The sequence below is a fragment of the Streptomyces ardesiacus genome (assembly GCF_003112575.1).
GTDB classification, from domain to species: Bacteria; Actinomycetota; Actinomycetes; order Streptomycetales; family Streptomycetaceae; genus Streptomyces; species Streptomyces ardesiacus.
Genome location: NZ_BEWC01000010.1, coordinates 204,033 through 226,130, shown reverse-complemented (window position 1 = coordinate 226,130; position 22,098 = coordinate 204,033). Strand labels below are relative to the sequence as shown.

The 22,098-nt window shown below is 72.0% G+C and carries 16 protein-coding genes and 1 tRNA gene; 5 read left to right on the top strand and 12 right to left on the bottom strand.

Annotated features, from left to right (window positions below; genetic code table 11):
- Nucleotides 1-183: 183 nt before the first annotated feature.
- Nucleotides 184-1,614 carry a pyruvate kinase gene (pyk, locus tag Sdi02f_RS30975; RefSeq protein WP_031083761.1) on the top strand — a complete coding sequence of 477 codons (1,431 nt, stop codon included), beginning with the start codon at nucleotides 184-186 and terminating at the stop codon, nucleotides 1,612-1,614.
- A 50-nt stretch (nucleotides 1,615-1,664) separates the two neighbouring features.
- On the opposite strand, the gene Sdi02f_RS30970 is transcribed toward pyk, so the two are convergent.
- Nucleotides 1,665-1,738 (bottom strand) — tRNA-Leu (locus Sdi02f_RS30970).
- Nucleotides 1,739-1,839: 101 nt separating this feature from the next.
- On the opposite strand from Sdi02f_RS30970, the gene Sdi02f_RS30965 reads away from it, so the two are divergent.
- Nucleotides 1,840-2,496, top strand: a complete 657-nt coding sequence (locus Sdi02f_RS30965; protein ID WP_030402235.1) for an ANTAR domain-containing response regulator — start codon at nucleotides 1,840-1,842, stop codon at nucleotides 2,494-2,496.
- A 112-nt stretch (nucleotides 2,497-2,608) separates the two neighbouring features.
- Here Sdi02f_RS30965 and Sdi02f_RS30960 read toward each other — a convergent pair whose 3' ends face one another.
- From Sdi02f_RS30960 to Sdi02f_RS30925, 9 genes are all read right to left on the bottom strand, one after another.
- The gene (locus Sdi02f_RS30960; protein ID WP_030402236.1) at nucleotides 2,609-3,325 is read right to left on the bottom strand and encodes an ABC transporter ATP-binding protein; all 717 of its coding nucleotides are present in this window, start codon (nucleotides 3,323-3,325) and stop codon (nucleotides 2,609-2,611) included.
- The gene (locus Sdi02f_RS30955) at nucleotides 3,322-4,233 is read right to left on the bottom strand and encodes an ABC transporter ATP-binding protein (RefSeq protein ID WP_030402237.1); all 912 of its coding nucleotides are present in this window, start codon (nucleotides 4,231-4,233) and stop codon (nucleotides 3,322-3,324) included. The genes Sdi02f_RS30960 and Sdi02f_RS30955 overlap by 4 nt, the downstream gene beginning before the upstream one ends.
- A gap of 5 nt (nucleotides 4,234-4,238) precedes the next feature.
- Nucleotides 4,239-6,065, bottom strand: a complete 1,827-nt coding sequence (locus tag Sdi02f_RS30950) for a branched-chain amino acid ABC transporter permease (protein WP_030402238.1) — start codon at nucleotides 6,063-6,065, stop codon at nucleotides 4,239-4,241.
- A 5-nt stretch (nucleotides 6,066-6,070) separates the two neighbouring features.
- The gene (locus tag Sdi02f_RS30945) at nucleotides 6,071-7,003 is read right to left on the bottom strand and encodes a branched-chain amino acid ABC transporter permease (protein ID WP_030402239.1); all 933 of its coding nucleotides are present in this window, start codon (nucleotides 7,001-7,003) and stop codon (nucleotides 6,071-6,073) included.
- A 114-nt stretch (nucleotides 7,004-7,117) separates the two neighbouring features.
- A complete protein-coding gene (locus Sdi02f_RS30940; RefSeq protein WP_030402240.1) occupies nucleotides 7,118-8,353 on the bottom strand; it encodes a branched-chain amino acid ABC transporter substrate-binding protein in 1,236 nt (411 codons plus the stop codon).
- Nucleotides 8,354-8,640: 287 nt separating this feature from the next.
- Nucleotides 8,641-9,237: a hypothetical protein gene (locus Sdi02f_RS30935; protein WP_030402241.1), complete on the bottom strand. Its 597-nt coding sequence runs from the start codon at nucleotides 9,235-9,237 to the stop codon at nucleotides 8,641-8,643.
- Entirely contained in the window at nucleotides 9,234-9,410 is a 177-nt protein-coding gene (locus Sdi02f_RS35715; protein WP_159107671.1) for a hypothetical protein, read from the bottom strand. Before Sdi02f_RS35715 ends, Sdi02f_RS30935 begins: the two co-directional genes overlap by 4 nt.
- A 90-nt stretch (nucleotides 9,411-9,500) precedes the next feature.
- On the bottom strand, nucleotides 9,501-9,989 hold the full coding sequence (locus tag Sdi02f_RS30930; protein ID WP_031185528.1) for a PaaI family thioesterase: 489 nt from the start codon (nucleotides 9,987-9,989) through the stop codon (nucleotides 9,501-9,503).
- 91 nt (nucleotides 9,990-10,080) lie between these two features.
- On the bottom strand, nucleotides 10,081-12,360 hold the full coding sequence (locus Sdi02f_RS30925) for an FdhF/YdeP family oxidoreductase (RefSeq protein ID WP_030402243.1): 2,280 nt from the start codon (nucleotides 12,358-12,360) through the stop codon (nucleotides 10,081-10,083).
- A 191-nt stretch (nucleotides 12,361-12,551) separates the two neighbouring features.
- Between Sdi02f_RS30925 and polA the strand changes: the two genes are divergently transcribed.
- The 3 genes from polA to Sdi02f_RS30910 all read left to right on the top strand — a co-directional run bounded on the left by polA (nucleotide 12,552) and on the right by Sdi02f_RS30910 (nucleotide 17,995).
- Nucleotides 12,552-15,275 (top strand): DNA polymerase I, encoded by a 2,724-nt coding sequence (gene polA, locus Sdi02f_RS30920; protein WP_030402244.1) that lies wholly within the window; start codon nucleotides 12,552-12,554, stop codon nucleotides 15,273-15,275.
- Between the two features lie 268 nt (nucleotides 15,276-15,543).
- A complete protein-coding gene (locus Sdi02f_RS30915; protein WP_174843420.1) occupies nucleotides 15,544-15,930 on the top strand; it encodes a hypothetical protein in 387 nt (128 codons plus the stop codon).
- A 256-nt stretch (nucleotides 15,931-16,186) separates the two neighbouring features.
- Nucleotides 16,187-17,995: a lytic transglycosylase domain-containing protein gene (locus Sdi02f_RS30910; RefSeq protein ID WP_108934406.1), complete on the top strand. Its 1,809-nt coding sequence runs from the start codon at nucleotides 16,187-16,189 to the stop codon at nucleotides 17,993-17,995.
- 46 nt (nucleotides 17,996-18,041) lie between these two features.
- Here the strand turns inward: Sdi02f_RS30910 and Sdi02f_RS30905 are convergent, their stop codons facing one another.
- Both Sdi02f_RS30905 and Sdi02f_RS30900 read right to left on the bottom strand, forming a co-directional pair.
- A complete protein-coding gene (locus Sdi02f_RS30905) occupies nucleotides 18,042-20,822 on the bottom strand; it encodes an ATP-dependent RNA helicase (RefSeq protein WP_108934405.1) in 2,781 nt (926 codons plus the stop codon).
- Nucleotides 20,823-20,897: 75 nt separating this feature from the next.
- Entirely contained in the window at nucleotides 20,898-21,893 is a 996-nt protein-coding gene (locus Sdi02f_RS30900; RefSeq protein ID WP_438363751.1) for a class I SAM-dependent methyltransferase, read from the bottom strand.
- Between the last annotated feature and the right edge of the window lie 205 nt (nucleotides 21,894-22,098).

Sequence of the window (22,098 nt, the reverse complement as noted above, 5' to 3'; positions counted from 1 at the left end):
CCGCGTGTCAAGAGGCGACGGCCGACGCACGGGTCCCCCGGACGGCCCACACGGGCTCGCCGCATGCTCATCGGAGCGGCCGGGTGCACACTTCAACACTTGTCAATACCCCTTTACTCAAAGGTCGTTGAGTGGTCACGCGTGGCCAGTTCGCTACCCGGCAGTAAGTCATAGGCTCGGTCCATGCGCCGAGCAAAGATCGTCTGCACCCTTGGTCCCGCCACCGATTCGTACGACCAGATCAAGGACCTGGTCGACGCCGGCATGGACATCGCCCGCTTCAATTTCAGCCACGGCTCCCATGCCGAGCACGAGGAGCGCTACCGCCGGGTCCGCAAGGCGTCCGACGAGACCGGACGCAGCGTCGGCACCCTCGCCGACCTTCAGGGTCCGAAGATCCGCCTCGGCCATTTCGGTGAGGGACCCGTACTCCTCGAACGCGGCGACAGCTTCACCATCACCGTCGAGGAGGGCGTCGAGGGCGACCGCCACGTCTGCGGCACCACCTACGCGGGGCTGGCCGAGGACGTCACCCCGGGCGAACGCGTCCTCGTCGACGACGGCAAGGTCTGCCTGGAGGTGACCGGCGTCGACGGACCCCGGGTGCGCACCAGGGTGATCGAGGGCGGCATGGTCTCCGACCACAAGGGTCTGAACCTCCCCGGCGTCGCGGTGTCCGTGCCCGCCCTGTCGAAGAAGGACGAGGACGACCTGCGCTGGGCGCTTCGCAACGGCTTCGATGTCGTCGCCCTCTCCTTCGTCCGCAGCGGGCGCGACGTCCTCGACGTCCACCGCATCATGGACGAGGAGGGCCGCCGGCTGCCGGTCATCGCCAAGGTCGAGAAGCCCCAGGCGGTGGAGAACATCGAGGACATCGTCGCCGCCTTCGACGGCATCATGGTCGCCCGGGGCGACCTCGGCGTCGAGATGCCCCTGGAGCAGGTGCCGATCGTCCAGAAGCGCGCCATCAAGCTCGCCCGGCGCAACGCCAAGCCGGTCATCGTCGCCACCCAGATGCTCGACTCGATGATCGACAACGCCCGCCCCACCCGCGCGGAGGCCTCCGACGTCGCCAACGCGGTCATCGACGGCACGGACGCCGTGATGCTCTCCGGCGAGACCAGCGTCGGCAAGCACGCGACCGACACCGTGCGCACCATGGCCCGGATCGTCGAAGCGGCCGAGGAGGACGTCCTCGCCAAGGGGCTGCCCCCGCTGACCGCACGCAACAAGCCCCGCACCCAGGGCGGTGCCGTCGCCCGTGCCGCCGCCGAGATCGGCGACTTCCTCGGTGCGAAGTTCCTGGTCGCCTTCACCCAGTCCGGCGACACCGTGCGCCGTCTGTCCCGCTACCGCTCGCCCATTCCGCTGCTCGCCTTCACGCCGGAACCGGCGACCCGCTCGCAACTCAGCCTGACCTGGGGAGTGGAGACCTTCCTCGGCCCGCACGCGGACTCCACGGACGCGATGGTGGATCAGGTGGACGAGCTGCTCACGCGGTACGGCCGCTGCGAGAAGGGCGACGTCGTGGTGATCACGGCAGGCTCCCCGCCGGGGGTGTCCGGCACGACCAATCTGGTGCGGGTCCACCACATCGGGGAGGACGACGGCTGAACGGGTGTCACCGTTCTGCGCGCTGGGGGCCTTCGAAACGAAGGCGAAAGTGCCCCGGGTGGGACTCGAACCCACACTGAATGCCTTTTGAGGGCATCGTCTCTGCCGATTGGACTACCGGAGCCTCTTCGAACCGAAGGTCAGTGTAGCCCCTCGGTGACTCAAACATACAGGAGCTAGGTAGGCTCTTGTCAGCAGTACCCCTGCCCCGAACGAGGAGCCCACGTGACCGCCCCCGAGTCGCCCCAGCCCGCCGACGTGACCGACGACGACCAGTCGCACGTTCCTCCGCTGACGACCCGAGTCGTCATCGCCGAGGACGAGGCGCTCATCCGGCTGGATCTCAAAGAGATGCTGGAGGAGGAGGGGTACTCCGTCGTCGGTGAGGCCGGTGACGGGGAGCAGGCGGTCGAGCTGGCCCGGGAGCACAAGCCCGACCTCGTGATCCTGGACGTGAAGATGCCCAAGCTGGACGGCATCTCCGCGGCCGAGAAGATCGCCGAGGAGAGCATCGCGCCGGTGCTGATGCTGACCGCCTTCTCGCAGCGCGACCTGGTGGAGCGGGCCCGGGACGCCGGGGCCATGGCGTACCTCGTGAAGCCGTTCAGCAAGAGCGACGTCGTGCCGGCGATCGAGATGGCCGTGTCGCGGTTCACGGAGCTGAAGGCGCTGGAGAAGGAGGTCGCCGACCTCAGCCAGCGGCTGGAGACCCGCAAGCTGGTGGACCGCGCCAAGTCCGTGCTGCAGACGGAGTACGGGCTGACCGAGCCGGCCGCCTTCCGGTGGATCCAGAAGACCTCGATGGACCGTCGGATGTCGATGCAGCAGGTGGCCGAGGCGGTCATCCAGGACGCCGAGGAGAAGAAGGCGGCCAAGGGCTGATCCAGGACTGAACCAGGGCAGGTCCCCGGTCCGTCCCCGGGCGTACGAGTGAGGCCCGCGTCCCCGGTCCGGGGGCGCGGGCCTCAGCCGTGTGCACGGTCCGCCGGTCGCGTCAGTCCTCGCCGAGGTAGGCCTTGCGGACCGACTCGTCGTGGAGCAGGTCCCGGCCGCTGCCGGACAGGACGATGTTGCCGACCTCCATGACGTGCCCGTGGTCGGCCAGGGAGAGGGCGGCCTGGGCGTTCTGCTCGACGAGCAGGATGGTGGTGCCCTGCGACTTCAGCTCCGCGATGGTCGCCATGATTTTCTGCATCATGATCGGCGAGAGGCCCATGGAGGGCTCGTCCAGCATGAGCAGCTTGGGCTGGGACATCAGTGCGCGGCCCATGGCGAGCATCTGCTGCTCACCGCCCGAGAGGGTGCCCGCGGCCTGCTTGCGGCGCTCCCCGAGGATCGGGAAGAGGTCGTAGGCGCGCTGGATGTCCCTCTCGATGCCCGCCCGGTCGCTGCGCAGGAAGGCACCGAGGCGGAGGTTGTCCTCGATGGTCATGCGGGGGAAGATGTGCCGGCCCTCGGGCGAGTGGGCCAGCCCCAGGGAGACGATCTTGTGGGCGGGGATCTTCTTCAGCGACTTGCCGTTGAACCTGATCTGGCCGCCGACGGGCTTGAGGAGCCCGGAGAGCGTACGCAGCGTGGTGGTCTTGCCGGCGCCGTTGGTGCCGATGAGGGTGACCACCTCGCCGGCCTCGACCTTGAACGAGATGCCCTTGACGGCCTGGATCTTCCCGTAGGCGACTTTGAGGTCCTCGACTTCGAGGAGTGCGGTCATCGGTCGTTCTCCTTGCCGGGCGCGGCGTCCGTGGTGGCCTCGGCGGCGGCTTCGGCGGCCTCGACTTCGGCGGCCTCGGCGGCGCCGGGGTCGTTCTCCAGGGGTTCACCGATGTAGGCGGCGATGACGCGCTCGTCGCCCTGGACGGTGGCGGCGTCGCCCTCGACGAGCTTCTGGCCCTGGACGAGGACGGCTACGCGGTCGCAGAGGTTGAAGATGAACCGCATGTCGTGCTCGATGACGAGGACGGCGGTCCCGCGGTCGCGGATGGCGAAGATGAGTTCCTCGGCCGCCCGGGTCTCCTGGGGGTTCATACCGGCGGTGGGCTCGTCGAGGAGCAGCAGTCCGGGTTCGCTGGCGAGGGCGCGGGCGATCTCGAGCTTGCGCTGCTCGCCGTAGGGCAGGTTGCGCGCGAGGTGGTCGGCCTTGGCCCCGAGGCCGACGAACTCCAGCAGTTCCGTGGCGCGTTCGCGGGACGCCGCCTCGGCCTTGTGGAAGCCGGGGCCGCGCAGGACGGCCGACCAGAAGCCCTCCTTGGTGCGGGTGTGACGGCCGACGAGGACGTTCTCCAGAACGGTCATGTTGCCGAAGAGCCGGATGTTCTGGAACGTCCGGGCGATGCCGGCCGCGGTGACCTTGAAGGACTTGGGCGGCAGGACCTGGCCCTTGTAGCGGACCTCGCCCTCGGTCGGGATGTAGAGACCGGTGAGGCAGTTGAAGAAGGTCGTCTTGCCGGCGCCGTTGGGGCCGATGAGCCCGACGATCTCGCCGCTGCTGACGGTGAGGTCGACGTCGCGGACGGCGGTGAGACCGCCGAAGCGCATGGTGACGCCGCGTGCGTCGAGGACGGTGGTGCCGGGGGCGGAGGCGCCCGGGGAGGTGTCCTTGGTGGTGGTGTCGGTGGTCATGGTGGTCAGGCCCCTGTCTTGCTCAGGACTGTGGGCGCGTCGGCCTCTTCGTGGAACTCCAGCTTGCGGCGCCGGTTGGGGATGAGTCCCTCGGGCCGGAAGCGCATCAGCAGGACCAGCGCGAGACCGAAGGCGAGGAGCTGGTAGTCGCCGAGGAACTGGAGCTTGTTGGGGATCAGGAAGAGCAGCGCGGCACCGATGAGGGGTCCGGCGATGGTGCCCATGCCGCCGAGGACGACCGCGGCGAGCAGGAAGGCGGAGTTGGGCGGGGTGGTGCCGGCGAACAGGTACTGCTCGGGGGTCACGGTGTAGGTGACGTGCGCCTGGACGGTCCCCGCGAGACCGGCGAGGGTGGCGCCGACGGCGAAGGCGATGAGCTTGACGCGGAAGCCGTTGATGCCCATGGCGAGCGCCGCGGTCTCGTCCTCGCGGATGGCGACCCAGGCACGGCCGATGCGGGAGTCGCCGCTGCGCCGGAAGACGAGGACGACCACGGCCGTGATGACGAGCATCAGGAAGAAGTAGTTCGCGAACCGGCCGATGGTGAACCCGGCGATGTCGTGCTGGATGCCGAGGTCGAAGCCGAGGATGTTCAGGTCCGGGATGGACGCGATGCCGTTGGAGCCGTTGGTGATGTCCGGACCCGAGGTGCCGTCCGTGTTGTTGACCGCGATGCGGAAGATCTCACCGAAGCCGAGGGTGACGATGGCGAGGTAGTCGCCGCGCAGCCGCAGGGTCGGGGCGCCGATGAGCACACCGAAGATCAGGGAGGCCACGGCCCCGACGAGCACGGCGGCCCAGAACGGGAAGTGGACGCCGAGCGGCGAGCTGGGCGAGCCGGAGACGAGGGCGGCCGCGTAGGCGCCGACGCCGAGGAAGGCGACGTAGCCGAGGTCGAGCAGGCCGGCGAGGCCGACGACGATGTTCAGACCGAGGGCGACCGTGGCGAAGATGAGGATGTAGACGCCGAGGGTGGCGTACTGGTCGTCGGTCTGCGTGAAGGGGAAGCAGGCCGCCGCGACGAAGGCACCGCAGACGGTGATGTTCTGGTGCCGCGCGGTGATCTGCGAGGCGTGGGCGATCAGGCCGGAGCGGTTGAGGGCGCTGAACCCGAAGCCGGCGGTGATCAGGAACCCGACGAAGAGCTCGTCGTACTCGGTGCCGATGCCGTAGGTGAAGACCACCAGGGCGAGCGCCAGGACCGCGACGATGATCAGGATCTCGACGTAGGACGGCAGGGCGCGCACGGGGCCGGGGCTGTGCGAGGTGAAGGCCGCCCGCACGGTGGCCCAGCGGTGGCCGCTCTCGTGCTTGAACCGCTCCCAGCCGGTGTCGTCCGGGTCGAACGGGTCGGGTTCCGGCCGCTCGAAGGGAAGCGCGAGGGCGCCGACGAGGGCGATCAGCGTGGCCGCCGCGACGACGTAGCCGCCGGGCTCCAGGTTGACCAGGCCGCCCAGGTCGAAGCTGATGGCGAGGACGGTGTACCAGGCGGTGGCGAAGGTGCCGAGCGTGGCGTACTTGAGGGCGGCGTCGCCGCCGGCCGGGGTGAGCCAGCCCAGTCCCCTGACGCCGTAGGACGAGAGTCCGAGCAGGGTGGCGAGCGCGCCGCCCACGAGGACGAGGACCTGGAGTCCGCCGGGGTAGCCGTAGACGGTGAGGTCGCCGGGGAACTCGGCGGTCCAGGTCCACGCGAGGAACGTGGAGACGACGGCGAGGGCGCTGCCGCCGGTGGCGAGGGCGCGGCCGAGGTGCGCGGGTATGCCGATGAGGCCGGTGGGCGTGTCCGTGGCGGGGGCGGCCGGGGCGGTGGAAGGGGGAGTCTGTGTGGTCATCGGTGTCACGCCCTGTCCGCAACGCGTTCGCCGAGCAGGCCCTGTGGCCTGAACAACAGCACGAGGATGAGGAGGATGAAGGCCCAGACCTCGGCCCAGGACTGGCTGCCGAACTTGTCCAGGCCGGGGATGTCGGCGATGTAGGCGGTGGCCAGCGTCTCGACCACGCCGAGGACCACCCCGCCGATCATGGCGCCGTAGATGTTGCCGATGCCGCCGAGGACCGCCGCGGTGAAGGCCTTGAGGCCGAGGATGAAGCCCATCTTGAAGTCGATCTGGCCGTACTTGAGGCCGCTGGCGACACCTCCGACGGCGGCGAAGACGGCACCGAGGGCGAAGGCGACCACGATGATGCGGTCGGTGTTGACGCCCATCAGCTTCGCGGTGTCGGGGTCCTGCGCGGTGGCCTGCATGCCGCGTCCGGTGCGGGTGCGCATCACGAAGTAGGCGAGGAAGGCCATGCTGAGGGGCGCGGCGATCAGCAGGAAGATGTCGCCGGTCTGCAGCGTGGCGCTGCCGATGCTGAAGGGGCCGCCCTCGATCTGCGGGAAGGGCAGCTTGGACTTCGCCTCGGGGTAGAAGGCCCAGACGGCCTGCTGGAGCGCCAGGGAGAGACCGATGGCGGTGATGAGCGGGGCCAGGCGGGGCGCGCCGCGCAGCGGGCGGTAGGCGAACCGTTCCGCTCCGATGGCGACCAGGACCGAGACGATCACGGCGCCGAGCAGCATCAGGGGCAGCGCCACCCAGATGGAGGTGCCGTCGGGCAAGACGTACAGATGTACGGTGAGGGCGCCGAAGGCGCCGACCATGAAGATCTCGCCGTGGGCGAAGTTGATGAGCTGGACAATGCCGTAGACCATTGTGTAGCCGATGGCGACCAGGCCGTACATGGATCCCAGTAGCAGGCCGTTGACCAGCTGCTGCGGCAGTTCGTTCACCGCATGTCCTCCGAGACTTTCGCAATGTTCGACGGATGGGGCCGGATGCGAGTCCGCGCGGGGCGCCAGTGGAACAGCGCCCCGCGCGGCTCTTGGGAGTGGTGCGGGCGGTGATCAGCCGGTGAAGGTGCCGGACTTCACGGTGCCCCACGCCCCGTCCTTGACGGAGTACACGGTGAGCTGCTTGTTGGTGGCGTCACCGAATTCGTCGAAGGAGACCTTGCCGGTCACTCCGTCGAAGGAGACGTTCTGCATCGCGTCGACGACCTTGGCGCGGGCGTCGTCGGGAAGCTTGCCGTCGTTGTCCTCGACGACCTTCTTGACGGCCTCGATGATCGCCCACGCCGAGTCGTAGGAGTAGCCGCCGTAGGCCTCGTAGGCCTCCTTGTAGCCGGCGTTCTTGTAGTTGGCGACGAACTCCTTGGCGGAGGGGAGCTCCTCGACGGGCGCGCCGACCGAGGTGGCGAGGTCGCCGGTGCCCGCGGCACCCGACAGCTTGATGAAGTCGGCACTGTAGATGCCGTCGCCGCCGACCAGCGGGATCTTGGCGCCGGCTTCCTTGATCTGCTTGCTCAGCGGGCCGGCCTGCGGGTACTCGCCGCCGTAGTAGACGACGTCGGCGCCCGCGTTCTTGACCTTGGTGGCGACCGCGCTGAAGTCCTTGCTCTCGGGGTTGATGTGCTCGGTGCCGACGACCTTGCCGCCGAGCTTCTTGAACTCCTCGGTGAAGGTGGCGGCCAGGCCGGCGCCGTAGGTCTTCTTGTCGTCGATGACGAAGACCTTCTTCTTCTTGGCGTCGTTGTAGACGTACTGCGCGGCGAACGGGCCCTGGATGGCGTCCGTGGTCGCGGTGCGGAAGTACGACTTGTACGGCCGGACCTTCTTGGTCTGCCAGTCCACGCCCTGGCTGAGGGCCGGGTTGGTGTTGGCGGGCGAGACCTCGACCAGCTTGGCGGTGTCGAAGACCTTCTGCATGGACTCGCCGACGGAGGAGTTCAGCGGGCCGACGACACCGAGCACGTCCTTGTTGGCGACGAGCTTGGTGGCGTTCTGCTGGCCGACGGAGGCCTGGCCCTGGTCGTCGAGGGCTTCGACCTTGAAGGTGATGCCCTCGACGTGCTTCTCCTTGTTGGCGGTCTTCGCCGCCAGGTCCACCGAGTTCTTGATGCCGAGGCCGAGCGCGGACAGGTCGCCGGTCAGCGGGGCGTCGACGCCGATGACGACGGTGGTGCCACCGCCGCCGTTGCCGGAGTCGGAGCCGCCGTCGTCGTCGCGCGAGCCGCAGGCGGTGAGGGTGAGCGCTCCCGCCGCCAGAGCGGCGGTGATGGCGATGAGCGAACGTTGACGCACGATCAGTCCTTTCCCTGGCACGGCCGCTTCCCCGTGGAGGCGGTCGAGTCGAGCGCGAGGCCGAAATGACAATCCGACGGCGCGGTGACTGGCCGTGACTCTAAGCGTGTGCAGGGAAGGTGGAGGAGGGTCTGACTCAGGCTGTGACTCTCTTGTTATGACACTTGGTATTGCAGAGCGGTACTGGCGGGGAAGAAGGGCTGAATTCAGGCCGATTCGCCCTGTCCGTATGCTGAGAACTCGCAGGACCGACCGGGCGTGTTCAGGCGTCTGGGGCGTTTTGGTGATTACCTGGAATCCCTGCCGCAGGCGGCTTCGAGGGCCTTGGAGAGGTCGCGCGCATAGCGCGTGCCCAGGATGAAACTGTGGGCCTCTATTGCGCGCGCATTACGCAGTGTTACATCCAGGAAAGGGAGTCCGGGATTCCGGGGCGCTTTCTCACATTCCGTCACCCGGAGGGTCACGATGATCTTGCGGGCGGAATGCGAATTTGTCTGGAAAGGTGCCGCGGGGGAGGTGGTCACCGACAGGCCGTCGTAGGGCTGGGTCAGCCGGGTCACGGTGACGGGCGGTCCCGAGCGCACGCTCAGCAGCACCACGAAGGTGAAGGCGCCGGCCGCGGGCTCCGGGGAGCCGGTCGCGGGGGCCCCGTAGACGAGGTCGATCGCCTGGGACGGGTAGGGCGGCGGGGGAGGGGGGCTCGGCTGCGGCCGGCTCGCGTACAGGTATCCCCCGCCCGCCAGGGCGAGGAGGGCGGCGCCGCAGACGAGGACGGCCCTGCGGTGGCGTGCGAAGGCCCGGGCGAGGCGGCCGCGCGGCCGGGGCGGCGGTGCCTCCCGGACGCGGGTGTCCTCGCCCGGCTCGACGGGGCCGATGCCGCTCACGACTGCCGCGGGTTGTGGCCGGAAGCGCCGTCGCGCCGGCCTTCGGCGCCCGACCGCCACGCCTGGGCGCCCGTCAACTGCACGGCCGCGCAGGCGCCTTGGCCTCGCCCTGCGGCCCGTGCCGCGTCCACGGCCTCCCGCAGGACGCCGTACTGCCGGTTCGAGGGTCCCATCGACTGATGGTCGCCGCAGGGCGCGCCGCCGTCCAGCGTCCTGCACGCGCGATGCCGGGCGCCCGGCGTGGGGCGCCCGGCGCGGGGCGCTCAGCCCGCCGCGGGCGCCGGGGCCGCGTCGCCGGGGTTCACGTCCCGCAGCAGGCAGGTCAGCCGGGCCGTGCACACCCGGCGGTCCTGCTCGTCGCTGATCACGACCTCGTACGTCGCCGTGGAGCGGCCCCGGTGCACCGGCGTGGCCACCCCGGTGACCAGGCCGGAGCGGACGCCGCGGTGGTGGGTGCAGTTCAGGTCGACGCCAACGGCGATCTTCGAGGCGCCGCCGTGCAGCATCGAGCCGACCGACCCGAGCGTCTCGGCCAGCACGGCCGAGGCGCCGCCGTGCAGGAGCCCGTACGGCTGGGTGTTGCCCTCCACCGGCATGGTGCCGACGACCCGGTCCGCCGACGCCTCGACGATCTGGACGCCCATGCGGGTGCCCAGATGACCGGCGGAGAACAGCGCGGGCAGGTCGACGCCGAGCGCGGCGTACTCGTCGATGACCTCCTGCGGGAACTGCACCTGCTGCTGCTCGCCCATGGGCCGGCTCCGTTTCCTCGATCCGTCGGTGGGCCCGCCGGCCGGCCGCCACGGCCGGCGTGACCGGCCGGCCACGTCGCTGAGCAAACGCTCAGTCGGTCGCCGATTGTTCCAGACGGACGACCACGGACTTGCTGGCCGGGGTGTTGCTGGTGTCCGCGGTGGCGTCCAGCGGCACCAGGACGTTGGTCTCCGGGTAGTACGCCGCCGCGCAGCCCCGGGCCGTCGGGTAGTGCACGACGCGGAAACCGGGCGCCCGCCGCTCCACCCCGTCCCGCCACTCGCTCACCAGGTCGACGTACGCGCCGTCCGCGACGTCCAGCTTCCGGGCGTCCTCGGGGTTGACCAGGACGACCCGGCGGCCGTTCCTGATGCCCCGGTAACGGTCGTCCAGGCCGTAGATCGTGGTGTTGTACTGGTCGTGCGAGCGCAGCGTCTGCAGCAGCAGCCGGCCCTCGGGCAGCTCGGGGAACTCGACCGGCGCGGCGGTGAAGTTGGCCTTGCCGGTGGCCGTCGGGAAGCGGCGCTCGTCGCGCGGGGCGTGCGGGAGGGCGAAGCCGCCGGGACGCGCCACGCGCGCGTTGAAGTCCTCGAAGCCCGGCACGACCCGCCCGATGCGGTCCCGGATCGTCGCGTAGTCCTTCTCGAACTCCTCCCACGGCGTGCGGCTGTCCTCGCCCAGCACCCGGCGCGCCAGCCGGCACACGATCGCCGGCTCGGACAGCAGGTGACGGCTCGCGGGCTCCAGCCTGCCGCGGGAGGCGTGCACCATGCCCATGGAGTCCTCCACGGTCACGAACTGCTCGCCGCCGCCCTGCAGATCGCGCTCGGTGCGGCCCAGCGTCGGCAGGATCAGCGCCCGCGCGCCCGTGACCGCGTGCGAGCGGTTCAGCTTCGTCGACACGTGCACGGTGAGCCGCGCGCGGCGCATGGCCGCCTCGGTGACCTCCGTGTCGGGCGAGGCGGAGACGAAGTTCCCGCCCATGGCGAAGAAGACCTTCGCCTCGCCGTCGCGCAGCGCGCGGATGGCCCGGACGACGTCGTAGCCGTGCTCGCGCGGCGGGGCGAAGCCGAACTCCTTCTCCAGGGCGTCCAGGAACGCGGGCGCGGGCCGCTCGAAGATGCCCATCGTGCGGTCGCCCTGCACGTTGGAGTGGCCGCGCACGGGGCACACGCCCGCACCGGGGCGCCCGATGTTGCCGCGCAGCAGAAGGAAGTTGACCACTTCGCGGATGGTCGGCACCGAGTGCTTGTGCTGGGTCAGGCCCATCGCCCAGCACACGATGGTGCGCTTCGAGGCGAGCACCATGCGCAGCGCCTCCTCGATCTCCGCGCGCGACAGACCGGTCGCCGCGAGCGTCCGGTCCCAGTCGGCGGCGCGGGCCGCCGCGGCGAACTCCTCGTAGCCGTGCGTGTGTTCCTCGACGAACGCCTCGTCGACCGCGCCCTCGGTCTCCAGGATCAGCTTGTTGAGGAGCCGGAACAGGGCCTGGTCGCCGCCGAGGCGGATCTGCAGGAACAGGTCGGTGAGCGAGGCGCCGGCGGTGAGCCCCTTGGGCGTCTGCGGGTTCTTGAAGCGCTCGAGACCGGCCTCGGGCAGCGGATTGACGCTGATGATCCGCGCGCCGTTCGCCTTGGCCTTCTCCAGGGCGGAGAGCATCCGCGGGTGGTTGGTGCCCGGGTTCTGGCCGGCCACGATGATCAGGTCGGACTCGTACAGGTCCTCCAGCAGGACGCTGCCCTTGCCGACGCCGATGGTCTCGGACAGGGCCGAGCCGGACGACTCGTGGCACATGTTGGAGCAGTCCGGCAGGTTGTTGGTGCCCAGCTCGCGGGCGAAGAGCTGGTAGAGGAACGCCGCCTCGTTGCTGGTGCGCCCCGAGGTGTAGAAGACGGCCTCGTCGGGCGAGTCCAGCGCGGCGATCTCCTCCGCGACGATGTCGAAGGCACGCTCCCAGGTGACCGGCTCGTAGTGCTCGCCGCCCTCGGGCAGGTACACCGGGTGCGTCAGCCGGCCCTGCTGGCCCAGCCAGTAGCCGCTGCGGGTCGCGAGGTCGGCCACGGGGTGCGCGGCGAAGAACTCCGGGGTGACCCGGCGCAGGGTGGCCTCCTCGGCCACGGCCTTCGCGCCGTTCTCGCAGAACTCCGCCTTGTGCCGGTGGTCGCCCTCCGGCCAGGCGCAGCCCGGGCAGTCGAAGCCGTCCTTCTGGTTGACGCTCAGCAGCGTCAGCGCCGTCCGCCTCACACCCATCTGCCGCTGCGCGATCCGCAGGGTGTGGCCGATGGCGGGGATGCCCGCCGCCGCGTGCTTGGGTTCCGAGACCTGCGGCGCGTCCTGAACCGGATCCCCCTGGGGCGGCTTGCTCGCCATCGCGCGCTCCTTCGCTTACGCGTTGTGAAGTACGTCTCCGATCCTCGCACGCCCCGCCCGCGCCGAGGCCGTCCGGGAGGGGCGGAGGTGGTGAGCAAAGCTTGCGGAACCCGCGGCGGCGCCGTCGGGCGCCCGGCGCGGAACGGCGAGGGCGGGGCCGAGTGTCAGTGGCACGTGGCAGGATCGGTGTCGTGGCGAAGACAGCATCGAAGAAGACCGACAGCACCTCCGGCGGCCGACCGCGGCTGATGCTCATGGACGGGCACTCGCTGGCGTACCGCGCGTTCTTCGCGCTGCCCGCGGAGAACTTCACGACCGCGACGGGCCAGCCGACCAACGCGATCTACGGCTTCGCGTCGATGCTGGCCAACACCCTGCGTGACGAGGCGCCCACGCACTTCGCGGTGGCGTTCGACGTCTCCCGCAAGACCTGGCGCTCCGAGGAGTTCACCGAGTACAAGGCGAACCGCTCCAAGACCCCGGACGAGTTCAAGGGGCAGGTCGAGCTGATCGGCGAGCTGCTCGACTCCATGCACGTTCCCCGCTTCGCCGTCGAGGGCTTCGAGGCGGACGACGTCATCGCCACCCTGGCCACCCAGGCCGAGGCCGAGGGCTTCGACGTCCTGATCGTCACCGGCGACCGGGACTCCTTCCAGCTCGTCAGCGAGCACACCACGGTGCTGTACCCGACCAAGGGCGTCTCCGAGCTGACCCGCTTCACCCCGGAGAAGGTCTTCGAGAAGTACGGACTGACCCCCGCCCAGTACCCGGACTTCGCGGCGCTGCGCGGCGACCCGTCCGACAACCTGCCCGGCATCCCCGGCGTCGGCGAGAAGACGGCCGCCAAGTGGATCAACCAGTTCGGTTCCTTCGCGGAGCTGGTCGAGCGCGTCGACGAGGTCAAGGGCAAGGCCGGGCAGAACCTCCGCGACCACCTGGAGTCCGTCAAGCTCAACCGCCGGCTCACCGAGCTGGAGCGCCGGGTCGAGCTGCCGAGGACCGTCACCGACCTGGAGCGGACCGCGTACGACCGCAAGGGCGTCGCGATGATCCTGGACACCCTGGAGATCCGCAACCCGTCCCTGCGCGAGCGGCTCTACGCCGTCGACCCGGGTGCCGCGGAGGCCGAGGCCGCCCCGGTGGTCGCGGACGGCGTGGAGCTGGACGGCACGGTGCTGGGCACGGGCGAGCTGGCCGGCTGGCTCGCCGAGCACGGGCAGCAGCCGCTCGGCGTGGCCACGGTCGACACCTGGGCGCTGGGCACCGGATCGGTCACCGAGGTCGCGCTGGCGGCGGCCGACGGGAAGGCCGCCTGGTTCGACCCGACGGAGACCGACGAGGCCGACGACACGGCGTTCCGGGCCTGGCTCTCCGACCCGGACCGGCCGAAGGTCCTGCACAACGCCAAGGGGGCGATGCGCGTCTTCGCCGAGCACGGCTGGAGCCTCGCCGGCGTGGGCATGGACACGGCGCTGGCCGCCTACCTGGTCAAGCCGGGCCGCCGCTCCTTCGACCTGGACGCGCTGTCCCTGGAGTACCTGCACCGCGAGCTGGCCCCCGCCGCCGCGGCCGACGGGCAGCTCGCCTTCGGCGCGGACGAGGGCGCCGAGGCCGAGGCGCTGATGGTGCAGGCCCGCGCCATCCTCGACCTCGGCGAGGCCTTCGAGGGCCGCCTCGCGGACGTCGGCGCCGCCGACCTGCTGCGCGACATGGAGCTGCCCACGTCCGCCCTGCTCGCCCGCATGGAGCGGCACGGCATCGCGGCCGACCGGGAGCACCTCCAGGCCATGGAGCAGATGTTCGCGGGCGCCGTCCAGCAGGCGGTGAAGGAGGCCCACGCGGCGGCCGGCCGGGAGTTCAACCTGGGCTCGCCCAAGCAGCTCCAGGAGGTCCTCTTCGGCGAGCTGAACCTGCCCAAGACCAAGAAGACCAAGACCGGCTACACCACCGACGCCGACGCCCTGGCCTGGCTCGCCGCCCAGACGGACAACGAGCTGCCGGTGATCATGCTGCGCCACCGCGAGCAGGCCAAGCTGCGCGTCACGGTGGAGGGCCTGATCAAGACGATCGCCGCGGACGGCCGCATCCACACCACGTTCAACCAGACCGTCGCCGCGACCGGCCGCCTCTCCTCCACGGACCCGAACCTGCAGAACATCCCGGTCCGCACCGACGAGGGCCGCGCCATCCGCCGCGGCTTCGTGGTCGGCGAGGGCTTCGAGTCCCTGATGACGGCCGACTACAGCCAGATCGAACTGCGGGTGATGGCCCACCTCTCCGAGGACGCGGGCCTGATCGAGGCGTTCACCTCCGGCGAGGACCTGCACACCACCGCGGCGGCCCAGGTCTTCTCCGTCGAGCAGTCGGCCGTGGACGCGGAGATGCGCCGCAAGATCAAGGCCATGTCCTACGGCCTGGCGTACGGCCTGTCCGCGTTCGGCCTCTCCCAGCAGCTCAACATCGAGGCGGCCGAGGCCCGCGGCCTGATGGACGCCTACTTCGAGCGCTTCGGCGGTGTACGCGACTACCTGCGCCGCGTCGTCGACGAGGCACGGGCCACCGGCTACACGGCCACCCTCTTCGGCCGCCGCCGCTACCTGCCCGACCTCAACAGCGACAACCGCCAGCGCCGCGAGGCGGCCGAGCGCATGGCCCTGAACGCGCCGATCCAGGGCACGGCGGCCGACATCGTCAAGATCGCCATGCTCAACGTGGACCGGGCGCTGAGCGAGGCCGGCCTCCGGTCCCGCATGCTCCTCCAGGTCCACGACGAAATCGTCCTGGAGATCGCCCCGGGCGAGCGTGCGGCGGCGGAAGAACTGGTCCGCCGCGAAATGGCCGACGCGGTGCGGCTCAGGGTCCCCCTGGGCGTCTCGGTGGGCGCGGGCGACGACTGGGAGTCGGCAGCCCACTAGCCCCGCAGCCGCGGGCCGCCGGGGCGACGGGGGCCCCGCCCGATCGAAGCCGGGAGTGGGGGAGGGCGGGCGCAGGGGTACCCCGCCGCACCGGGCCGCGTGCGCGCCTCGGCCCACCGCTGCGCCGGGACCGGACGACGCCGGGGCGGGGCACTCGCCCCGCCCGCCCACGCCGGACGGCGCCCGGTTCCACCCGCCCGCCCGTCCCCGTCACTCCGGTGGCCCCCGAGGAAACGCCCCGCCCCCGCACGCCCCCCAGGATGCGGGCATGGGTATACGCATGCTCCACCACCGGACGACACCGGCACGGGCACGCACCGACGGACCCGCCCGCGTGCCACACCTCCCGGTCCCGGTCTGCGCACCGGGCGCAAGTACCGGCCGCACCCCCTCCACCCTCACCACGGTCCTGCGCCGCACCGCGAAGGACCTCCGCCGCAGACGTGCCCGCCCTGCCCCCGCGACGACCGCGGCCGGCGCGGCCACCGCCCCGCGGGACGCCCCCGCCCGGCACCGGTGGGCCGACCTGCTCCGCGGCTACCTCGCCCTCGCCCTCACCCTGGTGCCGCGCCCGCGCCCCACCCGTACCGTCACCGTGTTCGTCGCGACCGGCGACGCCCTGGGCGCGCGACGCGGCGGTCCGGCCCCGTACTGAGCACCGTCCGCGGACCATATGGCCAACCGGTGAATATCGGGCACGAACGGGTGCCCGTGCAAAGCAAGTTGTCGTAGGGTCGCCTGCGGCACCGTACGGTCGAACTGACGAACACCGTGCTCGGAGGAGTGCGGTGCAACCGTCGGTGCCCCACGATCGTCACAACAGGACGGACACAGCGGGTACCACGGGCGAGCACGACAGCAGAAGACGGACGGAGCAGGACGCGCGGGCGTCCGGGGGAGGGGTTCACTCTATGGCGGCGCATTTCGACAGGAGGCTCCGCAAGGCGGCGGTCACCACCACCGTCGCGGCGGTCGCGGTCGCGGCCCTGTCCGCGTCCCAGGCCCCCGACGTCACGGCCGACGGCAACGGCAGACAGACCGCCGCCGACAACGTGCCGTCGTCCGACGCGCCCGCCGCCGAGAGTGCCACCGGCAACTCGCCGTACTACACCGACCTGCCGCCGCTCAACAGCCCCAGTCCCGCCCCCACCACGGGCACTCCCACCTCCCCGGGCGCGTCCGAGGCAGGCATTCCCGCGACCGTCCTCGACGCCTACAAGAAGGCCGAGTCGGAGCTGCGCCGTGCCAAGCCCGGCTGCAACCTGCCGTGGCAACTGCTCGCCGCCATCGGCAAGGTGGAGTCCGGTCAGGCCCGCGGCGGCCGCGTCGACGCCAACGGCACCACGATCGGCAGGATCATCGGCCCGCAGCTCGACGGCAACGGCTTCGCGCTCATCAAGGACACCGACAACGGCGTCTACGACGGCAACAGCAGCTACGACAACGCCGTCGGCCCCATGCAGTTCATCCCGTCCACCTGGGCGTGGGCGGGGCGCGACGGCAACGGCGACGGCAAGAAGGACCCCAACAACGTCTACGACGCCGCGCTCGCCGCCGGCCACTACCTGTGCCGCTTCGACTGGGACCTGTCCGACCAGGCCGACCTCAACCGCGCGATCCTCAGCTACAACAACTCGCAGGACTACCTCAACACGGTCCTGTCGTGGCTGGAGCACTACCGCAGGGGCACCCACGAGATCCCGGACGGCACCGGCAGCCTCCCGGTGGGCCGCAGCGACGACCCCTTCACGGGCGTCGGCCCCTCGCCCGGCCGCACGGGAGCGAGCAGCGGGTCCAGGACCCCGGGCACGGCGACGCCCGGCCCGGACCAGTCCCCGGGCAAGCCGTCGGCACCGGGCAAGCCGTCGGCACCGGGCAAGCCGTCGACACCGGGCAACCCCACCAGCCCCGGCAACCCGAGCACCAAGCCGCCGACGGTCCCGGCGCCGCCGACCGGGACGCCGACGCCCACCGACACCGTGCACCACCTGGAGAACGCCGGCACCACGGGCCTCACCGCGACCGCGGGCGACACCTTCGCCCAGAGGATCAGCACCCGCGCCGAGACCGAGGACGGGGAAGCCGTCGGCAAGGTCCGCGTCCGCTTCACCGTCCTGGGCGACACGGACGCCGCCTTCACCGGTGGCGAGAAGGTCGCCGCGGTCACCACCAACGCCTCCGGTGTGGCCGTCGCGCCCGCGCTGGTGGCGGGCGAGCAGACCGGAGCGTTCACCGTCCGCGCCACCGTGATCGGCCGTACGGTCCCCGGCCTCGACTACAGGGCCACCGTCACCGAGCGCGTCGCCGACACCCTCACCCGCACCACCGACACCGAGCTGACGTGCACGCCGGGCGGCGAGTTCGCCGACCCGGTCGAGGTGAAGGCCACGCTCAAGGGCGCCGTCGCGGACAAGGTGGCCGTCACCGCCACCCTCATCACGTCCGACGCCGACCCGGCCGAGAACGACAAGGGCCCCTACTTCAAGGACGCCGACGGCAACCCCGTCCGCACCCTCACCGGCCGCAGGACCGACGCCAAGGGCCTGCTGGAGCTCCCGAAGCTGTACGCCGACGACGCCGAGGGCACGTACGTCCTGCGCCTGACCACGGCGGGCGGCGCCACCCTCGACATCACCCTGAAGGTGGCCGAGGCGGCCGAACCGACGCCGGGCCCCTCCACCGCGCCGTCCGGCAGCCCCTCCGCCGAACCGGAGGCGTGACCGCGGGTCCGCCCGGCGGGGGCCGGGGCGCCCCGGCGGGCCGCGGTCACCCGCCCGGCCGGGCCTTGGTGTGCCGGGTGGGCTCCGCGGTGGCGGGGTCCTCCGGCCACGGGTGCTTCGGGTACCGGCCGCGCAGCTCCGCGCGTACGCCCCGGTACCCGTCCCGCCAGAAGGAGGCCAGGTCGGCGGTGACCGCGGCGGGGCGCCCGGCGGGGGAGAGGAGGTGCACCAGGAGCGGCACCCCCGCGACCTCCGGTGACCGCTGGAGCCCGAACATCTCCTGCAACTTCACCGCGAGGACGGGCTGTTCGGGGTCGTCGTAGTCGACCCGGATCCGGGACCCGCTGGGGACGGTGATCCGCTCCGGGGCCAGCTCGTCGAGCCGCGCCGCCTCCCCGGAGGCCCAGGGCAGCAGCCGCGCCAGTGCCTCCGACGCGTCGATCCGGCCCAGGTCCGCCCGCCGCCGGGCCCGGCTCAACTCCGGCTCCAGCCACGTGTCCACGCGATCGAGGAGCGCCTCGTCGGCGACGTCGGGCCAGGGCTCTCCGAGGTGCCGCCGCAGGAACGCGAGCCGCTTGCGCAGCAGGTCGAAACCGGCCGACCGGCGCAGCAGCCCGAACCCCTCCCGCCGCAACCCCTCCAGCAGCGCGCCCCGTACGAGACCGGGGTCGGCGTCGGCGAGCGGCCGCACCGTCAGCTCCACCGCCCCGAGCCGTTCGACACGCCGGGCCACCACGTCGCCGTCGGCCCAGTGCACCTCGTCCCGCTCCGTCAGCAGCGCCCCCGCCGCGAGCCGCGCGACGTCCTCGTCGACGACCGCGCCGAGCTGCACGCGCGCGTGGCCCCTGCCCACGGGCCGGTCGGCCACGGCGACGGCGATCCATCGCGCCCCGCGCAGCGCGGACGCCTCCGACAGCTCCGCCCGGGTGCCGGACACCATCAGGTACGAACCGCCGTCCTTCCTGGCCACCCGCTCGGGAAACGCCAGAGCGGCCACCATCCCCGCCAGCGCGTCGTCCCCGGCCCGCGCCTGCCCGTGCCCGCCGGAGGAGCCCTCCAGAGCGCCCCGCAGCCGCCGCACCTCGGCCCGCCACCGCGCCCGGTACGCGTCCCCGCCCCGCCGGGCCGCCCGCAGCGCCCCCGGAAGATCGTCCCCGTACTCCCTCGGCGCCTCCTCGCTCAACAGCCCCACCACTTCGGCGACCACCTCGGTCCCCGCACCCCTGGAGCCATCCGTTCCGCAGCCGCGCGTCCGGTCCCCGGCCGGGCCGGACGCCCCCGCTTCGGAGCCGCCGGCCCCGGAGGGGAGCCTGCGGGACCCGCCCACCCCGCGGGCGTCCGCACCGGCCGCCCGCGCGGTGCCGCCCTCCGGGTGCCGCACGGCCGAACCGCCGGCCGCCGCGGCACTCCCGCCCGCGGGCCCCGCACCGGCGCCCCGAGGTGCTGCCGCCGTCCGCGGACCGGAGCGGCGCGACACCTCCGCACTCAGCTCCTGCGCGTCCAGGAGCGCCCGGCCCAGCCGGGGATGCAGCCCGAGGCGGGCCAGGCGTGCGCCGCGTTCCGTCGCGCGGCCGGCCGCGTCCACCGCGCCCACCGCCGCCAGTACGGACCGGGCGGCCGTCATCGCCCCGCCCGGCGGCGGATCGAGCAGGGCGAGACCGGACGCGTCCGGATCGCCCCAGCAGGCCGCCTGCAGCGCGAACGCCGTCAGGTCGGCCACCTTGATCTCCGGTGCCGGGAACCGCGGCAGACGCGCGTCCTCCGCCTCCGCCCAGCAGCGGTACACCACCCCAGGCGCCTCACGGCCGGCCCGGCCCGCACGCTGCCGCGCCGCCGCCCGCGAGGCCCGTACCGTCGTCAGCGCGCTCAGCCCGCGCGCGTGGTCCACCCGCGGCTCCCGCGCCAGGCCCGCGTCCACGACCACCCGCACGCCCGGAACCGTCAGCGACGACTCGGCCACCGAGGTCGCCAGCACCACCCTGCGCCGTGCCCCGGGCGCCAGCACCGCGTCCTGCACGGCGGCGGGCGCCCGCCCGTGCACCTGGAGCACGTCGACGTCCCCGGGCGCCCCCAACTGCCCGGCGACACGGGAGATCTCGCCGACCCCCGGCAGGAAACACAGCACGTCCCCGTCCCGCTCGGCCAGCGCCCGGCGCACCACCGACGCCACGTGGGCCAGCAGGGCCGGATCCACCCGCATCCCGTGCGGCGGCCGCACCGGACGCGCCGGGGGCGCCCACACGACCTCGACGGGGTACGACACCCCCGTCGCCCCGACGACCGGCGCGCCGCCCAGCAGCCGGGACCAGCCCTGCGCGTCGGTCGTGGCCGACGCGGCCACCAGCCGCAGCTCCGGCCGCAGGGCCTGCCGCACGTCCCACAGGAACGCCGCCGCCGTGTCCGCGTCCAGATGCCGCTCGTGGCACTCGTCCAGCACCACCGCGTCGACGCCCGTCAGCTCCTGGTCCCGCTGGAGGCGCTGCAGCAGCACACCGGTCGTGACGACCTCCACGCGCGCGCGGGGCCCTACGACCCGCTCACCGCGCACCGTGTACCCGACCCGTCCGCCCGGCCGCTCACCGAGCAGCCACGCCATCCGCCGCGCCGCCGCCCGCGCCGCGATCCGCCGCGGCTCGGCCACGACCACGCGCCGCGCGGGAGCGTCCGACCCGTCCAGCAGACCGGCCAGTGCCAGCGGCACCAGCGTCGTCTTGCCGGTGCCGGGCGGCGCGACCAGCACCGCCGTGCCGTGCCCCTCCAGGGCGTCGTGCAGCGCGGGCAGGGCGCCGCGCACGGGCAGCGCGTCCAGGGCGTCGTAACGGATCACGCCCCCAGTGTCGTACGTCCGCGAAACCGCCCCGCACGCGCGCGTGGACCCGCCCCGGCGCAGTACCGCAGGGCCTCAGTCGCGCTCGCAGACGAAGATCGCCGTCCCCGGGATCAGATGTCCGCGCAGCGGCGACCAGCCGCCCCACTCCGAGGTGTTCCAGTCCGGCCACTCCGGCTCCACGAGGTCCACCAGCCGGAACCCCGACGTCACCACGTCCCGCACGCGGTCACCGAGCGTCCTGTGGTGCTCGACGTACACCGCGAGGCCCTCCTCGTCCTGCTCGACGTACGGCGTGCGGTCGAAGTACGACGCGGACACCGACAGCCCCTCGGGACCGGGCTCGTCCGGGAACGCCCAGCGCAGCGGGTGCGTGACCGAGAAGACGAAGCGGCCCCCGGGCCGCAGCACCCGGCGCACCTCCCGCAGCACCAGCCGCGGGTCGGCGACGAACGGCAGCGCCCCGTACGCCGAGCACGCCAGGTCGAACGAGCCGTCCGCGAAGGGCAGCACCGACGCGTCGGCGCACACCAGGGGGATCGAGCCGCCGATGCGCAGCGCGTGCTGGAGCTGGCGGTGGGAGAGGTCCAGGGCCACCGGACGGGCCCCCTGGGCGGTCAGCCAGCGCGAGCACTGGGCGGCGCCGGCGCCGATCTCCAGGACGTCCTTGCCCTTGAGGTCCTCCGGCGGGCCGAGCAGCTCGGCCTCCACCTCGTTCAGGCCCTCGGGGCACCACACGAAGCGGTCGTCGCCGAGGAAGGTGCCGTGCTCGGTCTGGTACTCGTCCGCGTTCCGGTCCCACCAGCCGCGGTTGGCGCGGGAACTCTCCGTGACACCGGCGGCACGCCGGGTGGCCTCGGGCTCGGAGTCTTCGGCTCCGACGGCCCCGGATGCGGCCTCGGACGTTACGGGCTCTTGGATGACCGGCTCCCTCGTACTAGTCTGCGGGCTCTTCCGTGCCGCCCGCCCCCGCGTGGTCACCCACGAGGCGTTCAGGGGTCCGTGCGGCCTCGGGAGCGGCTTCTGTGCCGGGTATGCGACGATCCGCCCCGGGTGTGCGGCTTCGTGCATTGACCCTGCCCGGCTGCCCCCGTATGCTACAAGTTGCGCTGCGGGCCTGCGCACCTCAGACGTAGCAGGTCGCGCTCGCATCTGTTGTATGTCCCCTCGGTTCTCGAGGCATCACCAGTGGATTTCGGTGACGCTTCCTTGGCTGTCCGGCTTCTTCAGAGCGAAACGGGCTCCCGGCGCAAGCAGTACCTACGACTTCAATGTC

Excerpts from the sequence above, each read along its gene's own strand:
- pyk (WP_031083761.1), top strand. The coding sequence starts at position 184 with ATGCGCCGAGCAAAGATCGTCTGCACCCTTGGTCCCGCCACCGATTCG.
- Sdi02f_RS30960 (WP_030402236.1), bottom strand. The coding sequence starts at position 3,325 with ATGACCGCACTCCTCGAAGTCGAGGACCTCAAAGTCGCCTACGGGAAG.
- Sdi02f_RS30955 (WP_030402237.1), bottom strand. The coding sequence starts at position 4,233 with ATGACCACCGACACCACCACCAAGGACACCTCCCCGGGCGCCTCCGCC.
- Sdi02f_RS30950 (WP_030402238.1), bottom strand. The coding sequence starts at position 6,065 with ATGACCACACAGACTCCCCCTTCCACCGCCCCGGCCGCCCCCGCCACG.
- Sdi02f_RS35715 (WP_159107671.1), bottom strand. The coding sequence starts at position 9,410 with ATGGGACCCTCGAACCGGCAGTACGGCGTCCTGCGGGAGGCCGTGGAC.
- Sdi02f_RS30930 (WP_031185528.1), bottom strand. The coding sequence starts at position 9,989 with ATGGGCGAGCAGCAGCAGGTGCAGTTCCCGCAGGAGGTCATCGACGAG.
- Sdi02f_RS30925 (WP_030402243.1), bottom strand. The coding sequence starts at position 12,360 with ATGGCGAGCAAGCCGCCCCAGGGGGATCCGGTTCAGGACGCGCCGCAG.
- Sdi02f_RS30915 (WP_174843420.1), top strand. The coding sequence starts at position 15,544 with ATGGGTATACGCATGCTCCACCACCGGACGACACCGGCACGGGCACGC.
- Sdi02f_RS30910 (WP_108934406.1), top strand. The coding sequence starts at position 16,187 with ATGGCGGCGCATTTCGACAGGAGGCTCCGCAAGGCGGCGGTCACCACC.
- Sdi02f_RS30900 (WP_438363751.1), bottom strand. The coding sequence starts at position 21,893 with ATGCACGAAGCCGCACACCCGGGGCGGATCGTCGCATACCCGGCACAG.